Below are 17,459 nucleotides of genomic sequence, written 5' to 3' on the forward strand. Positions count from 1 at the left end.
CCGGGGCCGGTGCTCGGCGACCGACGCCGGCCGGGTGTCCCACGCGGGCCCGGGGCCGGACGAGACGTCCGACGACCCCCGCCGGGCTGGGCGAACGCGGGGTCAGGACCAGCCACAGCGGACAGTCCATGCTGGTCGGCGCGCCGGCCCCCTCCGGGGTGGGGACTGGCCGGCCTCGCCCTGCTGGCAGAGTGTGACGATCGACGTCACCGGCATGGCACACGCGGAAGTGTCGGACCTCCCGGCAAGATCGAAGGAGAAGGAGATCATCGATGGGACCGGGGCGCGGCACGACCGCGGCACACCCCGACAACGCCGGGAGGATGGTGCCCAGTGACCGGATACGCGGTGGTCGACCTCGAAACGACCGGACTGGCGGCCGCCTTGCACGACCGGGTGGTCGAGATCGCGATCCTGCACGTAGACCGCGACGGGACGATCACCGACGAGTGGTGCACCCTCATCAACCCGCACCGGGACCTCGGTCCGCAGCACGTGCACGGGATCTCCGCCTCCGATGTTCGGGGCGCGCCCACGTTTGACCGGGTGGCCGGTCTCGTCGCCGAGAAGCTCGCCGGCCGGGTCCTCGTGGCCCACAACCTCTCCTTCGACGCCGGCTTCCTCAGCGCCGAGTTCGCCAGGGCCGGGGTGACCGTGCCCCTGGACGCCGAGACCGGTGTGTGCACCATGCGGCTCGCCAAGAAGTACCTGCCCCGTTCCCGGCGGTCGCTGGCCGCCTGCTGCGCGGCGGTGGGCCTGCGGCAGACCGCGGCCCACGAGGCGTTGCACGACGCCCGCGCCGCCGCCGGGCTCCTCGGCTACTACCTGGGCGCCGCGGGCCGGCCCGAGCCGTGGGCCGACCTGTTCGACCGCGCCGAGAACGCCCGCTGGCCGTTACTCCCGGTGTGGGACCTGCCCGAGCACACGCGTCGCCGCCGCGTCCCCCTCGGTGAACGCCCGCACTTCCTCGAACGCCTGCCCGAGGGTCACTGCGACGCGCCGGCGGAGGCGGCCAGCGCCGAGGCCTACCTCGCCCTGCTGGACACCGCGCTGCTCGACCACGTCATCTCGCAGTCCGAACAGGACGCGCTGGTCGACCTGGCCGGGCGCCTGGACCTGCGCAGGGAGACCGCCCGCGACCTGCACCGGGCGTACCTGCGGGCCTCGGTGCTCGCCCGCACCACCACCCCGTTCCCGGCCAGCGGCCGGCTGGCCGCCCCCGTCCTCGAACGGGAGACCACGAGCCTGGTGCGGCTCGCCGCGCTGCTCGGGCTGTCCGCCGGCGAGGCGGCCGAGGCGGACCGGGCCGCCCGGGACCGCGCACCGCGCCCATCGGCCCCTGGCCAGGCGGAGGCCGTCGCCAGGCCGGGCCGGTTCGCCCTGGCCCAGGGTGACCGGGTGGTGTTCACCGGTGCGACCCGCGAACCCCGGGAGGTGTGGCAGCACCGCGCGGCGGCGGCCGGGTTGGCCGTGACGCCGGAGAACGTCAGCCGGCGGACGCGGCTCGTGGTCGCCGCCGACCCGGACTCGATGTCCATGAAGGCCCGCCGGGCCCGTGCCTACCAGATCCCCATCGTCACCGAGGACGGCTTCGCCCGGCTCCTGGCGGGGATGGGAGCGTCCTGAGCGGGGCGGTGCCACGCACGGCCCGGCCCGGCGTGCCCCCGGCCGTTCACGGCGTCGTCAGGACGGCCTCCGGAGCCGGTTCGGTTCCCTGGTCGCCGAGGAAGCGCCGCAGGTGCGCCAGTTGCCGCTCGGTGTGCCCGGCCGGCGGCACGTGCCATCCGAACGGGAAGACCGCCAGCTCCTTGGGGGCGGCGATCTCGTGGTATGCGGCGTACACCGTGGACGGCGGGCAGACGGTGTCCATCAGGCCGACGCTGACCAGCGTGGGCGCGGTGATCCGCCTGGCCAACAGCGCGCAGTCCACGTAGGTCAGGGTGCGCAGCGCGGCCGGCACCAGGTCGTCGTGCCGGGACAGGAACTCGGAGATCTCCAGGTAGGGGTGCTCGGAGCCGATGGTCACGGCGCGGGCCAGGTCGCAGAGGAACGGCACGTCCGCCTGGCAGACCCGCACCAGGTCCGGGGCCAGCGCGGCCGCCGCCAGGGCCAGCCCGCCGCCCTGGCTCCCGCCGCGCACCGCGATCCGCTCCGGGTCCACCCCGGGGAGTCCGGCGGTGACCTCCACCGCCCGCACCGCGTCCGTGATGAGCCGGGTGACGTAGTAGTGCTCGGGATCGGCGATGCCCCGGGTCATCACCCCCGGGTACTCGGAACCCCCGGGGCCGGTGGGGCGGTCCCCGGTCGACCCGACCATCGACCTGCCGCCCTGGCCCCGGTTGTCCATGACGACCACCGCGTACCCGACGGCCGGGAGCAGCGCGTGTTCCCAGGGGAGCCCCCGGGCGCCGCCGTACCCGATGTAGGTGACCACGGTCGGGAGCGGCGTGGTCCCGGAGCCGGGGGGACGCAGGTACCAGCCTCGGACGCGGTCCCCGCCGGCGCCGGAGAACTCCAGGTCGTAGGCGGTCAGCGCGCCGTACTCGTCGGGGCGGTACCGGCGCAGCGCGGGGGGTGTCGCCGCGGTCCGGGCCGCGTCGAGCCGGTCGGACCACCACTGGTCGAGGCCGGGGGGTTCCTCGGCGGTGACGCGGTGGGTCTCCAACTCGGCGGGGGGCAGGTCGAACTGCGGCATCCCGGTATCAGACCTGGTCTGCCACCGGGACGGGAAGTGCTTGGCCACTTCCGGAAATCCGGGGAGCGTGGTTCGGGGTGGAGTGGCCGGCCCGGTGCGCGGGCAGCGCCGGGGGAACGAACGCGAGCCCCGTACTCGCCGCCCGACTCGGTCGATCTGATCACCGGGGGCGCCCGGGGAACTACGATGGGTGTCCACGGGGCGCGCACGGGGAGGACGCATGGCGGGGTGGCGGAACGCGTTGGTCGGGGTCGGGGCGGCTCTGGTCACGAGCGCGGTGGGGGTGGCGGTGAACCTGGCCACCGACTGGCGGACGAACCTCGTCGCCTGGGGTGCGGTCGTCGGGTTGTCGGTGGTCGCCGGGCTGGTCGCGACCTGGGCGGTTCCTGCCGCGCGGTCGGCGGGCCGGGACTCGGAGTCGCACCCGGCGCCGCCGGGTCGGGCCGCTGACCCGGCGGCGGGCGATGGTGACGGCGACGTGCGGAACACCATCAGCGGCACGGTGCACGGCTCGGTGGTGCAGGCGCGCACCGTGGAGGGCGGTGTCCACCAGTACGGGCCCCCGCCGAGCCGGAACGGCCGGCGCTGAGGTCGCCGTCGACGGTGTGGCCGGGCGCGCACCCCTCGTGCCGGTCCGCGAACCGCCGGCACGAGGGGTGGCGGGTTCTCGTCCATCCCGGGGCGGGTCGTCTTCTCCGGGGGGCGGGTGCGAGTTGGTGATTCGGCCGCACCGGGCCGACCGGCCCCGGCGGGTCGGCGTCCGGAGGGGCCGCACCGCGCTGCCACCGGTCGTCGACGAGGGCGACCGGATTCGTGCCGGGGGTGGTGAGCTGGATCGTTCGGGTGGCGGCCCCGAGGTGGAGCCCCGGGGGCTGACCCCGGCCTGACCCCGGGCATCCGATCCGGTCCCGTCATCGGTCGGGAGAGGACGGGGCCGGCCCTCCGGTCCTTGGGTTTCCCCGGCGCCGGACCCCGGGCTCCCGGGAACGGGATCGACGGCACGCGCCCCGCGCGGTGCCGGGGACGACCCACGGCACCGGGCCCGCGTCGTGGTGGCCGGCCGGTTCGGGTGAGGATGGGAGCAGGCACCGTCGTCGCGCGCTCGTCCCGGGCCGCCGGCACGACGCCGGGCACCGCCCACCGAGACCGAGAACAGGACCTTCCATGCTCCCGTCCTGGCCGTCCACGCCGGACAACCCCAGCCGGGACGACCCAGGTCGCGGCGACGACAGCCCGTCCCCACCCGACCCGAGCCGGCACGGCCGGACCGCCGTTCCGCTCATTCCGCTGGTCGCGCTGGTCGCGCTGGTCGCGGTGCCGTTGGCCGTCGTGGCCACCGCCCCCGACGTCGAAGCGGTGCGGGCCTGGGTGGCGGCGACGGGACCGTTGGCCGCCCCGGCGTTCCTGGTGGCGTTCGTCCTCGGTTCGGTGATCGCCCTGCCCAAACCCGTGCTGAGCGTGGCGGCCGGTCTGCTGTTCCCGGCCGGTCCCGCCGTGGCGTTGACCGTGCTCGGGTCGACCGGTGGGGCGGTGCTGTCGTTCCTGCTCGCCCGCCGGCTGCGCCGACCGGCCCTCGGGGAGGTGGTGGACCGGCCCGGGATGCGGCGGCTGGCCGAGGTCCTCGACCGGGGCGGGCTGGTCGGCATCCTCCTCCTGCGGCTGGCCCCGGTGCTGCCCTTCGCCCTGGTCAACTACGGTGCGGGGCTGCTGGGCACCCGGTTGCCGCCCTTCGCGCTCGGCACCGCCCTCGGTGTCATCCCCGCGAGCGTGGGCTACGTCCTGGTCGGTGACCTCGCCGCCGCGTACCTCGGACCGCCCGCACTGGTGGCCGTGGCGGTGTTCGCCCTCGCCGGAGGGGCGGTACACCTCGTTCGACGGCACCGTCGACACCGGCGCCCACCGCCCGGGCCCTGACGCCTCCCGACCACGCCGCGCCTCCCGGGGCCCGTCCCCGACGACCGGGCGCCGGCGCGGGCCAGCGCGTTCCGCCGATCGGATCCGTCAACGTTGTCATCACGGGCGCGCGGGAATCGCGGCCGATTCTACGAAAAGAACACGAGTCCAACAACAGCCCCATTCGGACGGTATTCCAGGAGGCCGCAAGCTGCCGGTCAGTCGCTGTCGCTCACCCGAACGGCAGGGCGCGCACCGGCAGAACGAGCAGTCCGGACGTGACTGTTGACTTCCTCAGTGGAACAACACTAAGAAAGCCCCAGAAGAAACCTCAGGGAAACAGGTGGAACATTTCGGCGCCGCCGCGGAACCGCGCGCGACGCCGCGACGGATTCGCTGACGGAAGGGTTTTCCGATGCCGGGCTCACCATCGACTGGTTCGGCGTCGACCGCGTCGAACGACGCGATTCCCCGTTCGACACGCGCGCCGCGCCGCCGCTCCGTCCTGACCGCGCTGGCCGCCACCGCCGCGTTCACCGCCGCAGCCTGCTCCGGTGACGCCGCGACCGGAACGGCGACGAACTCCCTCACCATCTACGACGGCGCCACCGGCCAGTTCTCCAGCAACTTCAACCCGTTCCTGGAGACCTCCAACGGCGCGGCGCGGGGCATCATCTACGAGACGCTGCTGTTCTTCAACCGCGCCGCCGCCGACGACGTCCGGCCCGTCCTGGCCGAGGACCACTCGTGGTCCGAGGACGGCACCACCGTCACCTTCACCCTCCGTGAGGGCGTCCGCTGGTCCGACGGTGAACCGTTCACCAGCGACGACGTCGTCCACACCTTCGAGGCGATGGCCGAGCACCCCGGGCTGAACAAGGCTGCCCTGCCCATCGTGTCCGCGACCGCCCACAGCGACACCGAGGTGTCGATCACGCTCGACCGGCCCTCCTACAGCGACCTGTGGTTCATCGCCGGCCAGACCTACATCGTCCCGGAACACCTCTGGGCCGACCTCGAGGACCCGGTCACCCACCTCAACTCCGACCCCGTCGGAACCGGGGCGTTCGCCCTCGACTCGTTCTCCGCGCAGAGCATCGGTCTGGCCGCGAACACCGACTACTGGGACCCGGAGAAACCCCACCTGGACACCGTGCGGTTCGTCTCCCACAGCGGGAACCAGACCGCGCTCTCCGCGTTGCAGGCGGGTCAGGTCGACTGGTCCGGGATCTTCATTCCCGATGTGGAGAACACCTTCGTCAACCGGGCCGAGGGGAACGTCTCCCTCGCCGTCCCGCAGTTCATCACCGTGTTGATGCCCAACCTGGAGGAGGGCCCGACCCGGGACCGGGCGGTCCGCGAGGCCATCTACCACGGAATCGAACGCGAGCAGATCAATGATCTCGCTTTCGAGGGATACCACGAACTCCCCTCACCGGCGCAGATCATCCTGCCCCGCGACGAGGTGTGGCTCGCCGAGGAGTTCCGGGACGAGTTCGCCGGCCACGATCCCGACCGGGCCCGCCGGATCCTTGAGGACGCCGGCTACGAGGAGGGCGGCGACGGCGTGTTCGTCTCCCCCGACGGCGACCGCCTCAGCCTGGCCGTGAAGGTCGTCACCGGCTACACCGACCAGATCAACGCCATCCAGGTGATGACCGAGCAGCTCGCCGAGGTCGGCATCGAGCTGCGCACCCAGGAGGTCTCCCGGGCCGCCTTCGTGTCGGACCGGGACAACGGCCGGTTCGAACTCGCCATCGACAGCCTCTACGGCGGCCCCGACCCCTTCGGCCTCTACGACGACTTCCTGAACAGCGCCGCCGCCGCGCCCATCGGCGAACCCGCATCGAAGAACTACGCCCGGTTCCGCGACGACGAGGTCGACGAGGCCCTCACCCGCATCGCCGGCACCGACGACGGGGAGCAGCACCGCGAGGCCTACGCGACCATCCAACGCCGTGTCGCCGAGGAACTGCCCTACATCCCCGTGCTCCAGACCCACGGCGTCGCCCAGTTCGCCGGCGGCAGGGTTACCGGTTGGCCCACCGAGGACGACCCGTACGCGCTGCCCATGCCCTACAGCTATCCCGACATCGGCATCGTCACGGCCACCCTGCGTCCCGCCGGGTGACGCGGTGATCCCCACCGGCATGGCGGGCGGCGGCGCGCACCGCACCCGCCCGGCGGCTCCCGGCCCGCGCACCGCCACCCGGCGAGCCACCTCGGGCCGATCCCCGCGCGGCGGGAGGTGAGCATGCGGCATCTGCGACGCAAACTCGCCTTCTACCTGGTCGCGCTATGGGCCGCGGTCACCGTGAACTTCCTGCTGCCCCGCCTCATGCCGGGCGATCCCGTCGACGCGTTGCTCTCCCGCATGCAGCAGACGGGGGGAGCGGTCAGCCCCGAGGCCCGCCAGGCGCTGGAGGTGATGCTCGGGTCCGGTGGGCAGGAGAACCTGGCCGCCCAGTACCTGACCTACCTGGGCAACCTCCTGCGCGGCGACTTCGGGGTCTCCGCCACCTACTTCCCGACCCCGGTGTCCACCGTCCTCACCCAGTCCCTGCCCTGGACCCTGGTGCTCGTCGGCCTGTCCACGGTCGTCTCCTTCGTCCTCGGCGTCACCCTCGGCGCGCTCGTCGGCTGGCGACGCGGCCGGTGGTCCGACGCGCTGGTGCCCGCCACCACCTTCCTCGCCGCCGTGCCCTACTTCTGGCTGGCGCTGGTCCTGGTGTTCGTGTTCGGTGCCACCCTCGGCCTGTTCCCCCTCACCGGCGGCTACGACTACGGCCTCGAGGTCGGGTTCAGCGGGCCGTTCCTCGCCTCCGCCCTGCACCACGGGCTGCTGCCGGCGATCACGATCGTCCTCAGCTCCGTGGGCACCTGGTTGCTGGGCATGCGCAACATGACGGTGTCCACGATGGCGGAGGACTACGTCCTCACCGCCCAGGCGAAGGGGCTGCGGCCCCGCCGGGTCCTCGTGACCTACGCGGCCCGCAACGCCGTCATCCCCAGCCTCGCGAGCTTCGCGATCTCGCTCGGCTTCGTCGTCAGCGGCTCCATCGTCACCGAAGCCGTGTTCTCCTACCCCGGCATCGGGTTCACCCTGCTCCAGGCGGTGCAGAACAACGACTACCCGCTCATGCAGGCCGTCTTCCTCGTCATCACCCTCGCGGTGCTCGGAGCGAACCTGCTCGTCGACCTGCTGCATGCGGTGATCGACCCCAGGACACGGCAGACAGGGGGACGGTGAGGATGACGGTGACCAGCGGGCGGCCCGGCGCCCCCACCCCACCGGCCGTCGCCGCCCCCGGGGCGCGCCGCCGGTGGATGCCCCGTGACGGCCGGGCCCGCGTCGGGCTCGCCGTCATCGCCGGGTTCGTCCTCGTCGCGGTCGTCGGCCCGTTCCTGGTGACCGGGGCCAGCGGTATCGGACCCGACCCGCTCGCCCCGCCCTCGGCCCAGCACTGGCTGGGCACCACCCAGACCGGGCAGGACGTCCTGGCCCAACTCGTCGTCGCCACCCGGGGTTCCCTGCTCGTCGGTGCCCTCGCCGGTCTGCTCGCGACCGTGCTGTCGATCGTGGTCGGCGTGGTGGGCGGCTACGTCGGGGGCCGCGTCGACGAGGCGCTGTCGCTGCTCAGCAACGTCACCCTGGTCATTCCCAGCCTGCCGTTGGTCATCCTCGTCACCCACTACCTCGACGGCGGCGGGATCCTCGCGATCTCCGTCGTCATCGGCCTGACCAGCTGGGCCGCCTCCGCCCGGGTGCTGCGGGCCCAGACCCGGTCCGTCCGGGCCCGCGACCACGTCGCCGCCTCCCGGGCCCTCGGGGAACGCCCCTGGCGGATGGTCCTCGTCGAGGTCGTGCCCAACCTGCTGCCCGTGATCGCCGCCCAGTTCGTCTTCGCGGTGATCTTCGCGATCCTCACCGAGGCCGGCCTGTCCTTCCTGGGGCTGGGCGGCGTGGACCACCTCACCTGGGGGACGATGCTCTACTTCGCGCAGAACGCGCAGGCCCTCGCCATCGGCGCCTGGTGGTGGTTCATCCCTCCGGGGTTGGCCATCGCCCTCCTGGGGTGCGCGTTGTCCCTGCTCAACCTCAGCCTCGACGAGGTCATCAACCCGAGGCTGCGGGGAAGTCGCTCCCGCCGTGACCGCCGCGCGGCCCGGCGCCCCGCCCAGCCCAGGGAGGAGCGGTGATGGGAGACCACCACGACACCGGCCGACCGGTGCTCTCCGTGCGGGGGCTGCGCGTCGACTACCAGCTCGACCCGCCCGTCCACGCCGTCCGCGACCTCAGCCTCGTCCTCCGCCGGGGCGAGGTCCTCGGCGTCGCCGGTGAGAGCGGCTGCGGCAAGTCCACCCTGGCCTACGCCGTGAACCGGCTGCTGCGCCCCCCGGCCGAGGTCGTCGGCGGGTCGGTCGTCTTCCACGGACCCGACGGCCACGACACCGACGTCCTCGCCCTCACCGGTGAGGCGCTGCGCTCCTTCCGCTGGCGGCGCGTGGCCATGGTGTTCCAGGGCGCGATGAACGCCCTCAACCCGGTGCTCACCATCCACACCCAGCTCACCGACGTCCTCGCCGCCCACGAACCCGGCAGTCGGCGGCGGGACCGCGCCCGCCGCTGCGCGGAACTCCTCAGCCTCGTCGGCGTGCACCCGGACCGGGCTCGGAGCTACCCGCACGAACTGTCCGGTGGCATGCGGCAACGCGTCATGATCGCCATGGCCCTCGCGCTCAACCCGGACGTGCTGGTCATGGACGAACCCACCACCGCTCTCGACGTCGTCGTCCAACGCGACATCCTCCGGGAACTCGGCCGGCTCCGGGAACGGTTCGGTTTCGCCCTCGTCCTCATCACCCACGACCTGTCACTGCTGCTGGAGATCAGCGACCGGATCGCCGTCATGTACGCGGGGCGGGTCGTCGAGGAGGGCACCGCCACCCGGCTGCTCACCGCACCCCGCCACCCCTACACCACCGGCCTGCTCGGCTCGTTCCCCAGCCTCACCGGGCCCCGCCAGGACATGCGCGGCATCCCCGGGCAGCCCCCGGACCTCACCCAGGCCCTCGACCACTGCGCCTTCCACGACCGCTGCCCCCACCGCCGTGACGTCTGCGCCCACCAGCGGCCCCCGCTCGGCCCGGCCCCCGCCGCCGGCGAGCACCCCACCCCCGGTGGAGGCGAGCACCCCACCCCCGGTGGGGGCGCGCACCTGGTCGCCTGCCACGCCTGGCACCCCGACCGCTACGGGGCACCGGCCCCGACCGCGCTCCGCCACGGCACCTTCCGGCCCACCCACACCGCCGAGGTGGTCGACCCATGAGCAGACTCGCCGCCCACGGCCTCGTCCGCGAGTTCCGCCTCCCCGGCCGGAGCCGCCGACATCCCCTGCGGGCCGTCTCCGACGTCTCCCTCGAACTCCACGCCGGCGAAACCGTCGCCCTCGTCGGCGAGAGCGGCAGCGGCAAGTCCACCGTCGCCCGCATCCTCGCCCGCCTCGACACCCCCGACGCCGGGACGATCCTGCTCGACGGCCAGCCCGCCACCCCAGGACGGCGGGGCCTGCGCCACCACCACCGCCAGGTGCAGATCGTCTTCCAGGACCCCTTCGCCTCCCTCAACCCGTTCCACACCGTCGACCACCACCTCCGCCGCCCCCTGCGGCTCCACCACCCCGCCCTCGGCCGCGCCGAGGAGGACGAGCGGATCCACCACCTCCTCGACCGCGTCAACCTCGTGCCCGCCGGCCGTGTCGCCGCCGCCCACCCCCACGAACTGTCCGGCGGCCAACGGCAGCGCGTCGCGATCGCCCGCGCCCTCGCCTGCCGACCCGGTGTGCTGCTCGCCGACGAACCCGTGTCCATGCTGGACGTCTCCATCCGGTTGGAGATCCTGCGCCTCCTCGACCGGCTGCGCGCCGAGGACGACCTCGCCGTCCTCTACATCACCCATGACCTGGCCACGGCCCGGCACTTCGCCCACCGCATCCTCGTCATGTACCGGGGGGAACTCGTGGAGAGCGGCCCCAGCGACGCCGTGATCCTCGACCCGCGCCACCCCTACACGCGGCTGCTCGCCGCCGCGGCCCCCGACCCGCGCCGCCGGGGCACCAGCGCCCTCGCCGGCCCTGACCTGCCCGTGACCCGCGTCGAGGTGCCCGGCGGCACCGACGCCGGTGGCTGCCCCTTCCTCGACCGCTGCCCCCAGGCGATGCCCCGCTGCCGGCTGCGCCCCCCGCTGGTCCCCCTCGGCGGTGGTCGCACCGCCCGCTGCTGGCTGCACGCCGCCGACACCGACCCGGCCGGTTCGCCGCCCGGCCCGGCGACCACCCGGCCACCAGCGCCCCCCACCGCGCGACCCGATCCCTGACACCAGGTCACCCGGCCGCCGCCGGGCGGCCCCCACCCCCGGCACGACGAGGACGAAGGAGACGCCCATGCGGATGGAGCTGCACGACGGCTGGACGGTGCGCGCCGTCCGGGGACCAGCCCCGGACGCCCTGGCCGACCGCGAGGTACCCGCCACGGTGCCCGGCTGCGTGCACACCGACCTGCTGGCGCTCGACCTCATCCCCGACCCCTACCAGGACCGCAACGAGGCGGAACTCCACTGGATCGGCCGCACCGACTGGCGCTACCGCACCACCTTCGACTGGGAACCCGGCGACGGCACCGAACGCGTCGACCTCGCCTGCGCCGGCCTCGACACCATCGCCCGCCTCGAACTCAACGGGCATGTCATCGCCGGCACCGCCAACATGCACCGCGCCTACCGGTTCGACGTCACCGACCAGCTCCGCGCCGGACCCAACGAACTCACCGTCACCTTCACCTCCGCCCTCGACCACGCCGACCGGGTCCGCGAGCTCCTCGGGCACCGCCCGCACACCAATCACCACCCCTACAACCAGATCCGCAAGATGGCCTGCAACTTCGGGTGGGACTGGGGGCCGGACCTGGTCACCGCCGGCATCTGGCGCCCCCTGGCCCTCGAACGCTGGCACGGCGCGCGCCTCACCTCGGTGCGCCCGCTGGCCACCGTCGACGCCGACGGCGACGGGGTCGTTCACGTCCACGTCGACGTCGACCGCGCCCCGGGCCACGACGACGAGCTGCCCGTCACCGTCCACGTCGGCGTGGTCGCCGCCGCCGGCGTCGTCCCCGCCGGCGCGACCACCACCACGATCGAGGCCCGCGTCGACCAGCCCCGGCGGTGGTGGCCCCACGGCTACGGCGACCAACACCGCTACCCGGTCGACGTCGCCCTCACCGTCGAGGACCAACCCACCCCGGACAACGGCGATCTGACCACCTGGGCCGGCGAGGTCGGGTTCCGCAGCGTCCGCCTCGACACCGAACCCGACGAACACGGCACGCCCTTCACCTTCGTCGTCAACGACGTCCCCGTCTTCGCCCGAGGCGTCAACTGGATCCCCGACGACTGCTTCCCGCACCGTGTCGACGCCGCCCGCTACCGGCAGCGGCTCGCCCAGGCCCGCGACGCCGGGGTCAACCTGGTCCGCGTGTGGGGCGGCGGGATCTACGAGTCCGACGACTTCTACGACGCCTGCGACGAACTGGGCATCCTCACCTGGCAGGACTTCCTCTTCGCCTGCGCCGCCTACCCCGAGGAGGAGCCGCTGCGGTCCGAGGTCGAGGCGGAGGCCCGCGACGCCATCACCCGCCTGGCGCCCCACCCCAGCCTCGTGCTGTGGAACGGCAACAACGAGAACATCTGGGGCCACCACGACTGGGGGTGGCGGGACCAGCTCGGCGACCGCACGTGGGGAGCCGGCTACTACCACCGGCTCCTGCCCGACCTCCTCGCCGAACTCGACCCCACCCGGCCCTACTCCGCCGGCAGCCCCTGGTCGTTCTCCCACGACATCCACCCCAACGACCCGGCCCACGGCGCCACCCACATCTGGGACGTGTGGAACCAGCGGGACTACACCGCCTACCGCGACCACGTGCCCCGCTTCGTCGCCGAGTTCGGCTTCCAGGGGCCACCCGCGTACGCGACCCTGCGGGCCAGCCTCAGCGACGACCCCCTCCGGCCGGACAGCCCGGGCATGCTCGCCCACCAGAAGGCCGAGGACGGCAACGGCAAACTCGCCAGGGGGCTCGCTGAGCACTTCCCCGAACCCCAGGACTTCGACGACTGGTTCTGGGCGACCCAGCTCAACCAGGCCAGGGCCCTGCGGTTCGGGGTCGAGCACTTCCGCTCCCACGCGCCCCGCTGCGCCGGGACCGTGTGGTGGCAGCTCAACGACTGCTGGCCCGTCACCTCCTGGTCGGTGGTCGACGGCCAGGGCCGCCGCAAACCCGCCTGGTACGCGCTGCGCGCCGCCTACCAGGACCGGCTCGTCACCGTCCGCCCCCGCCCCGGTGGGCTCGCCGCCGTGCTGTGCAACGAGACCGACGAACCCTGGACGACCCGGCTCGTCGTCGCCAGGACCGCGTTCGCCGGTGCCGTCCTCGGCGAGGTCCGCCACCAGCTGACCGTGCCCCCCAGGGCCGTGCACGAGGAACCGCTGCCCGACACGATCACCACCGCCACCGACCCGGCCGCCGAACTGCTCGTCGCCACCGCCGGTGACGTGCGCGCGACGTGGTTCCACCTGCCCGACCTGGAACTGGCCCTGCCCGTCCCCGAACTCACCACCGCCGTGGAGGCCCTGGAGGACGGCTACCGGGTCGAGGTCACCGCCGGGACCCTCGTCCGGGACCTCGCCCTGCTCGCCGACCGGGTCGCCCCGGACGCGGAGGTGGACGACATGCTCGGCACGCTCCTGCCTGGGGAGAGCACCAGCATCGTGGTGCGCACCGCCCTGCCCGTGGACCCCGAGGACCTGGTGGCGCCGCTGGTGCTGCGCTCGGCCAACCAACTGCTGCGCTGAGCGGCGGACTGGTCACCGGGGTCGTGAAGCCGGCGGGTCGAGGCCCGCCGGCCCGCTCCCCTCGGTGGGCCCGCTCCCGGGCCCCGGGAGTCGGAGAGCTCGGCCCCCTCCGGCTCCGGAGTCCTGATCTCGGGCTGCCGGGTTCCGCGGTTCGGTGTCCTCGGGGCGCGGGCCGCCTGGGGAGCTCGGGGCGGGGCTGCCGGGTCCGTCGCCTCCTGCGTGCGGGACGGTCACGGCCCCTCGACGGTGTGCGTGCCGGTGCGCGGCGGCCGCCGCCACGCCGTCCACCGGCGCACTCCGCCGGCCCGGGAGCGAGGGGGTGTCCCTACGGGTTTTCGGCAAACGGCTGACACGGCGGAGGCCTGCGCGGATGCCGTCGTGGGCACCACTACCGGGCATGGCGCACAGGACTCGCGACGCCAGCTCACCGAGGAGATCGTCGCGGCGGGCGAGGGCTCCCCGTCGCCTCCGCGCGGGGCAGCTGGCACCATGTCGCGGTGAGCACCGGAAACGGCAGTGCCGACCCCCAGACGACGACGGCCCGCGCGGTCGCGGCGGCCACGGAGGCCGCCCGCGAACTGGGTGTCGAGGTGACCGAACCCCGCGTGCTCTACGAGGCGTTCTCCGTGGTGGTGCACCTGGCGCCCGCACCGCTGGTCGCCCGGGTGCCGACCGTGCTGCCGGCGGTGCCGAGCTGGAACCTGGACCTGCTGACCGCCCGCCAGCGCAACGAACTGGACGTGACGGCGTGGCTGGCGGAGCAGGGCGTGCCCGTGGCGGGGCCCTCCTCGCTCGTGCCGAGGGAGCCGGTGCGCGGGGACGGGTTCTCGATCACCTACTGGCGCTACCTCACGCCCCTCCCCGACCTCGAACCGGACTACGCGCCGAAACCGGAGGCCGTCGCGGAGCTGCACGCGCACCTGCGCGGGTATCCGGGTGACCTGCCCTTCCTCACGACCTTCACCGAGTTCGTCCCCGAGGCGCTGCGGGTGCTGGAGTCCAGGCCGGACCTGCTGCGCCCCGAGGACGTCGACCGGGCTCGCCGGGAATGGGCCGTCCTGGCCCCGGTGGTGGGGTCGCGGGAGAGGTTCGAGGCGGAGTTCCCCGGGGTCGACCTCCAGCCGGTGCACGGCGACGCGCCCTCGTACAACCTGATCCGCGCGGAGGAGGGCACCGTCTACGCGGACTTCGAGCTGGTCTCGATCGGCCCCCGGGAGCGGGACATGGCCTTGACCGGTGAGGAGGCGGTGGCGGCCTACGACGTGGCTGCGGCCCGCCACGGGCTGCGCCCCCTGGACCGGCGGGTGCTGGCCGTGGTGGAGAACCTGGGCATGTTGGAGGCGGTGTCCTCGCTGGCGCTGGTGGACCAGCTGCCGTTGTTGGCCGAGGCGTTGCCGCCGATGGTGGAGCAGTGGCGGTCCTCGGAGTTCGCCGGCGGCCTCGGGCGGCACTCCGACTGATCCGACGTCTCCCCGTCCCCGTCTCCGGACGGGGCCGGGCGGCTCGCCGCCTCGGCTCGGTGGCCCGGTGGGATCACCGCGCTCACCGGCCACCAGCCTCGACGCCACCAGCTCGACAGCCACCAGCCGACCGGCTCGGGCGTCGGGCGAAGCGGGCGAACGCGAGACGGCCGAGCAGGGCGGCGGGCGGTCCGCCCCACACGCGGCCGGGGACCCGCGCGGCTCGGGTACGGACGCCATCGGGGGTGCGAGCGACTCGATGGGAGGTGGGCGGGGGTCACCCCCGGAGGTGCGGTCGGGGCGGGTCCCCGGTCAAGGCGTGACAGTTCGTGCCGACAGTCGGAGGAAGTTACTCCCCAGAGGAGTGGTTGACCCTCGTTGAGGTGGGATCATGTCGGGATCGCCGACGCACGGTCGAGAATGAACCCTTCGTGTCGCCCTCACCGGGCTCGGCATCTCCCACGTCCCCCTACCAGGAACGAGGACGTTCCCCGATGACGACACCTGGACCACTCTCCCGACTCCGGAGCGGTGCCGCCGCGCTGGCCGTGCTCGCCGCGACGGGTGTCGCCCTGACACCGGCCACGGCCGCCGCCCAGGCCCTTCCGCCCTACAGCTCGCCCGACGCCGCGCCCGTGGCCCGCGCCGCCGAACCGACCGCCTCCCCGCTGCTGGCCTGGCCGGCGCCGCTCGCGCTGGCGCTGTCGGCCGACGGCCGCGCGGAGACGGACCGGGCGGTGGGAGCCCTCCTCCCCCGCGCCGACCAGGACGCCGACCCCGCCAAGCCGGGGCTGCTGGTCGCCCTCGCGCCGGGGCTGCCCACACTGTTCCTGACCCCCGGGTCCGACTGACCCCCGCGTCGCGCACGGGCGGCACCCAGCGAACACTCGCCGCTGCCGGTGGAGTCCCTGGTCGCGGCCTGCCACGTGAGCCCGCTCCCCGAGCGGCGTGAGCGCTTCCCCACCCGTCCGTCGCGGACCCCCGTGGTGCTCTCCGGTCCTGGCACGGGTCCAGGACGACGCGGCGCTCGGAGACCGCCGCCGGTCCGTGCCCGTTCCCACCCGTGGCGCGCGCCTGGCGGCACCGAGGCGTCGCGGCCGATGGGTCCCGCGTTACTCGCCGGGTGGGACGTGACGGGAGACCAACGCGTGCGGGACACGCCGGTGCTGGGCAGCGCGTGCGGCGAGTCCGGTCCACCACCCGCGGGGAACGTGTTCTCCGCCCGGCGGGGTGGCACGGCGTGCGCGGCCGCGCGGCGGAGCGCGCCCTGGCTCGCGCCGGCACCCACCGCGTCCGCCAGCCCCTCGGCGAGCGACCTCAACACCGAACCCGGGCACCGGCGACCTCCCCGGAACGCGGCCGGGCGTACGCCCACGTTCGCGCGCGGTCCGGTCGCTGACGGCGACGAGGTCCGGTCAGGCGGCGAGGAGCCGCTCGGCGAGCGCGGTGTGGGTGACCAGCGTGCTGATGAACCGTCCGCGCAGGGCGGCCCGCAGCGCCTCGGCCTTCTCCGCGCCGTAGGCGAGCGCGATGACCTCGGGGGTGGCGCGCAGCTGTTCGACGCTGACGCCGATCGTGCGCCGTTCCAGTCCGTCCGTGACCACCCGTCCCTCGCCGTCGAGCAGGTTGCCGCAGAGTTCGGCGCGGACGCCGAGTTCGGCGAGCCTCCGCTGTTCGTCCTCGCCGAGGACGTCGTGCACGGTGGATTCGCCGGGGCCCCAGCCGCCCACGGCGATGACGGCCGTGTCGAGCTGGTCGTAGTAGCTGAGGGCCTTGGCGACGCTGGGGTCGCCGCACAGCGCGGCCGCGGTGGCCTCGTCGGCGACCACGAGGGGCGCGTAGTAGATGACGGCGGTGCCGCCGCCGGCCTGGGCGGCGCTGCGGGTCAGTTCGAGGCTGTTGTCGGAGACGCCGGGTTGGGGGATGGCCCCGCAGAGCTGCACGACGGTGCAGTGCGGCAGTGATCGCAGTTCCCTGCTCATCCGCTGGAGGGAGCGGCCCCAGGCCACGCCGAGCACGGCGTTGTCGGCGACGAGTTCGGTGAGCACGGTGGCGGCGAGGCGGCCGACCTGGTCGCGCAGGTCGATCGGGTCCTCGTCGTGGGTGTCGGCGACGACGACGTTGCGCAGGCCGAAGTGGACGCGCAGCCGTTGGGAGAGTTCGGTGTCGATGTCGGCGGTGCGGCCGATCTCGATGCGGACGAGACCGGTGGCCCTGGCCCGGTCGAGGAGCCTGGCGACCTTGAACCTGCTGAGCCCGAACTCGGCCGCGATCTGCACCTTCGAGAGCCCGTCCAGGTAGAAGCGGCGGGCGATCGCCGCGGCCAACACCAGTTCGGCGGGGCCCCACTCGGTCGATGGCACAGCAGGTTCGGACATCCGACGAATCCTACTCACGGTCTCCGTTTCCCATCGCCGACGGCGGAACAGTTGACACCGCACCGATGCCGGTATTCACTCTACGCCACAGATGTGCACGAATGTGCTCATATGAGCATCAAAGGTG

Annotated in this window: 13 protein-coding genes; 11 read left to right on the forward strand and 2 right to left on the reverse strand. The window is 73.7% G+C overall.

Going from position 1 to position 17,459, the window contains the following annotated elements; genetic code table 11:
• The first annotated feature begins 333 nt into the window (after positions 1 to 333).
• Positions 334 to 1,626 carry an exonuclease domain-containing protein gene (locus G443_RS07890; RefSeq protein WP_026420770.1) on the forward strand — a complete coding sequence of 431 codons (1,293 nt, stop codon included), beginning with the start codon at positions 334 to 336 and terminating at the stop codon, positions 1,624 to 1,626.
• A 46-nt stretch (positions 1,627 to 1,672) separates the two neighbouring features.
• On the opposite strand, the gene G443_RS07895 is transcribed toward G443_RS07890, so the two are convergent.
• The gene (locus tag G443_RS07895; RefSeq protein ID WP_051314454.1) at positions 1,673 to 2,695 is read right to left on the reverse strand and encodes an acetylxylan esterase; all 1,023 of its coding nucleotides are present in this window, start codon (positions 2,693 to 2,695) and stop codon (positions 1,673 to 1,675) included.
• A gap of 220 nt (positions 2,696 to 2,915) precedes the next feature.
• On the opposite strand from G443_RS07895, the gene G443_RS07900 reads away from it, so the two are divergent.
• The 10 genes from G443_RS07900 to G443_RS07945 all read left to right on the forward strand — a co-directional run bounded on the left by G443_RS07900 (position 2,916) and on the right by G443_RS07945 (position 15,805).
• The gene (locus G443_RS07900) at positions 2,916 to 3,284 is read left to right on the forward strand and encodes a hypothetical protein (RefSeq protein ID WP_026420769.1); all 369 of its coding nucleotides are present in this window, start codon (positions 2,916 to 2,918) and stop codon (positions 3,282 to 3,284) included.
• Between the two features lie 575 nt (positions 3,285 to 3,859).
• Positions 3,860 to 4,609, forward strand: coding sequence for a TVP38/TMEM64 family protein (locus G443_RS07905; RefSeq protein WP_051314452.1), 750 nt, complete (start codon positions 3,860 to 3,862; stop codon positions 4,607 to 4,609).
• Positions 4,610 to 5,003: 394 nt separating this feature from the next.
• Positions 5,004 to 6,719 carry an ABC transporter substrate-binding protein gene (locus G443_RS07910; RefSeq protein WP_026420768.1) on the forward strand — a complete coding sequence of 572 codons (1,716 nt, stop codon included), beginning with the start codon at positions 5,004 to 5,006 and terminating at the stop codon, positions 6,717 to 6,719.
• Between the two features lie 123 nt (positions 6,720 to 6,842).
• Complete coding sequence (locus G443_RS07915; RefSeq protein ID WP_026420767.1) at positions 6,843 to 7,838, forward strand: ABC transporter permease; 996 nt, start codon at positions 6,843 to 6,845, stop codon at positions 7,836 to 7,838.
• Positions 7,839 to 7,840: 2 nt separating this feature from the next.
• On the forward strand, positions 7,841 to 8,788 hold the full coding sequence (locus G443_RS07920) for an ABC transporter permease (RefSeq protein ID WP_026420766.1): 948 nt from the start codon (positions 7,841 to 7,843) through the stop codon (positions 8,786 to 8,788).
• The gene (locus tag G443_RS07925; protein WP_026420765.1) at positions 8,788 to 9,918 is read left to right on the forward strand and encodes an ABC transporter ATP-binding protein; all 1,131 of its coding nucleotides are present in this window, start codon (positions 8,788 to 8,790) and stop codon (positions 9,916 to 9,918) included. The genes G443_RS07920 and G443_RS07925 overlap by 1 nt, the downstream gene beginning before the upstream one ends.
• Positions 9,915 to 10,964: an ABC transporter ATP-binding protein gene (locus tag G443_RS07930; RefSeq protein ID WP_026420764.1), complete on the forward strand. Its 1,050-nt coding sequence runs from the start codon at positions 9,915 to 9,917 to the stop codon at positions 10,962 to 10,964. Before G443_RS07925 ends, G443_RS07930 begins: the two co-directional genes overlap by 4 nt.
• Positions 10,965 to 11,031: 67 nt before the next feature.
• Positions 11,032 to 13,494, forward strand: coding sequence for a glycoside hydrolase family 2 protein (locus tag G443_RS07935; RefSeq protein WP_026420763.1), 2,463 nt, complete (start codon positions 11,032 to 11,034; stop codon positions 13,492 to 13,494).
• 497 nt (positions 13,495 to 13,991) lie between these two features.
• Complete coding sequence (locus G443_RS07940; protein WP_026420762.1) at positions 13,992 to 14,954, forward strand: aminoglycoside phosphotransferase/kinase family protein; 963 nt, start codon at positions 13,992 to 13,994, stop codon at positions 14,952 to 14,954.
• Between the two features lie 494 nt (positions 14,955 to 15,448).
• Positions 15,449 to 15,805 (forward strand): hypothetical protein, encoded by a 357-nt coding sequence (locus G443_RS07945; RefSeq protein ID WP_026420761.1) that lies wholly within the window; start codon positions 15,449 to 15,451, stop codon positions 15,803 to 15,805.
• 564 nt (positions 15,806 to 16,369) lie between these two features.
• Here G443_RS07945 and G443_RS07950 read toward each other — a convergent pair.
• Positions 16,370 to 17,332 carry a sugar-binding transcriptional regulator gene (locus G443_RS07950; protein ID WP_026420760.1) on the reverse strand — a complete coding sequence of 321 codons (963 nt, stop codon included), beginning with the start codon at positions 17,330 to 17,332 and terminating at the stop codon, positions 16,370 to 16,372.
• Positions 17,333 to 17,459: the final 127 nt, after the last annotated feature.

Origin of the sequence: Actinoalloteichus caeruleus DSM 43889, assembly GCF_000429185.2 — a bacterium.
GTDB classification, from domain to species: domain Bacteria; phylum Actinomycetota; class Actinomycetes; order Mycobacteriales; family Pseudonocardiaceae; genus Actinoalloteichus_B; species Actinoalloteichus_B caeruleus.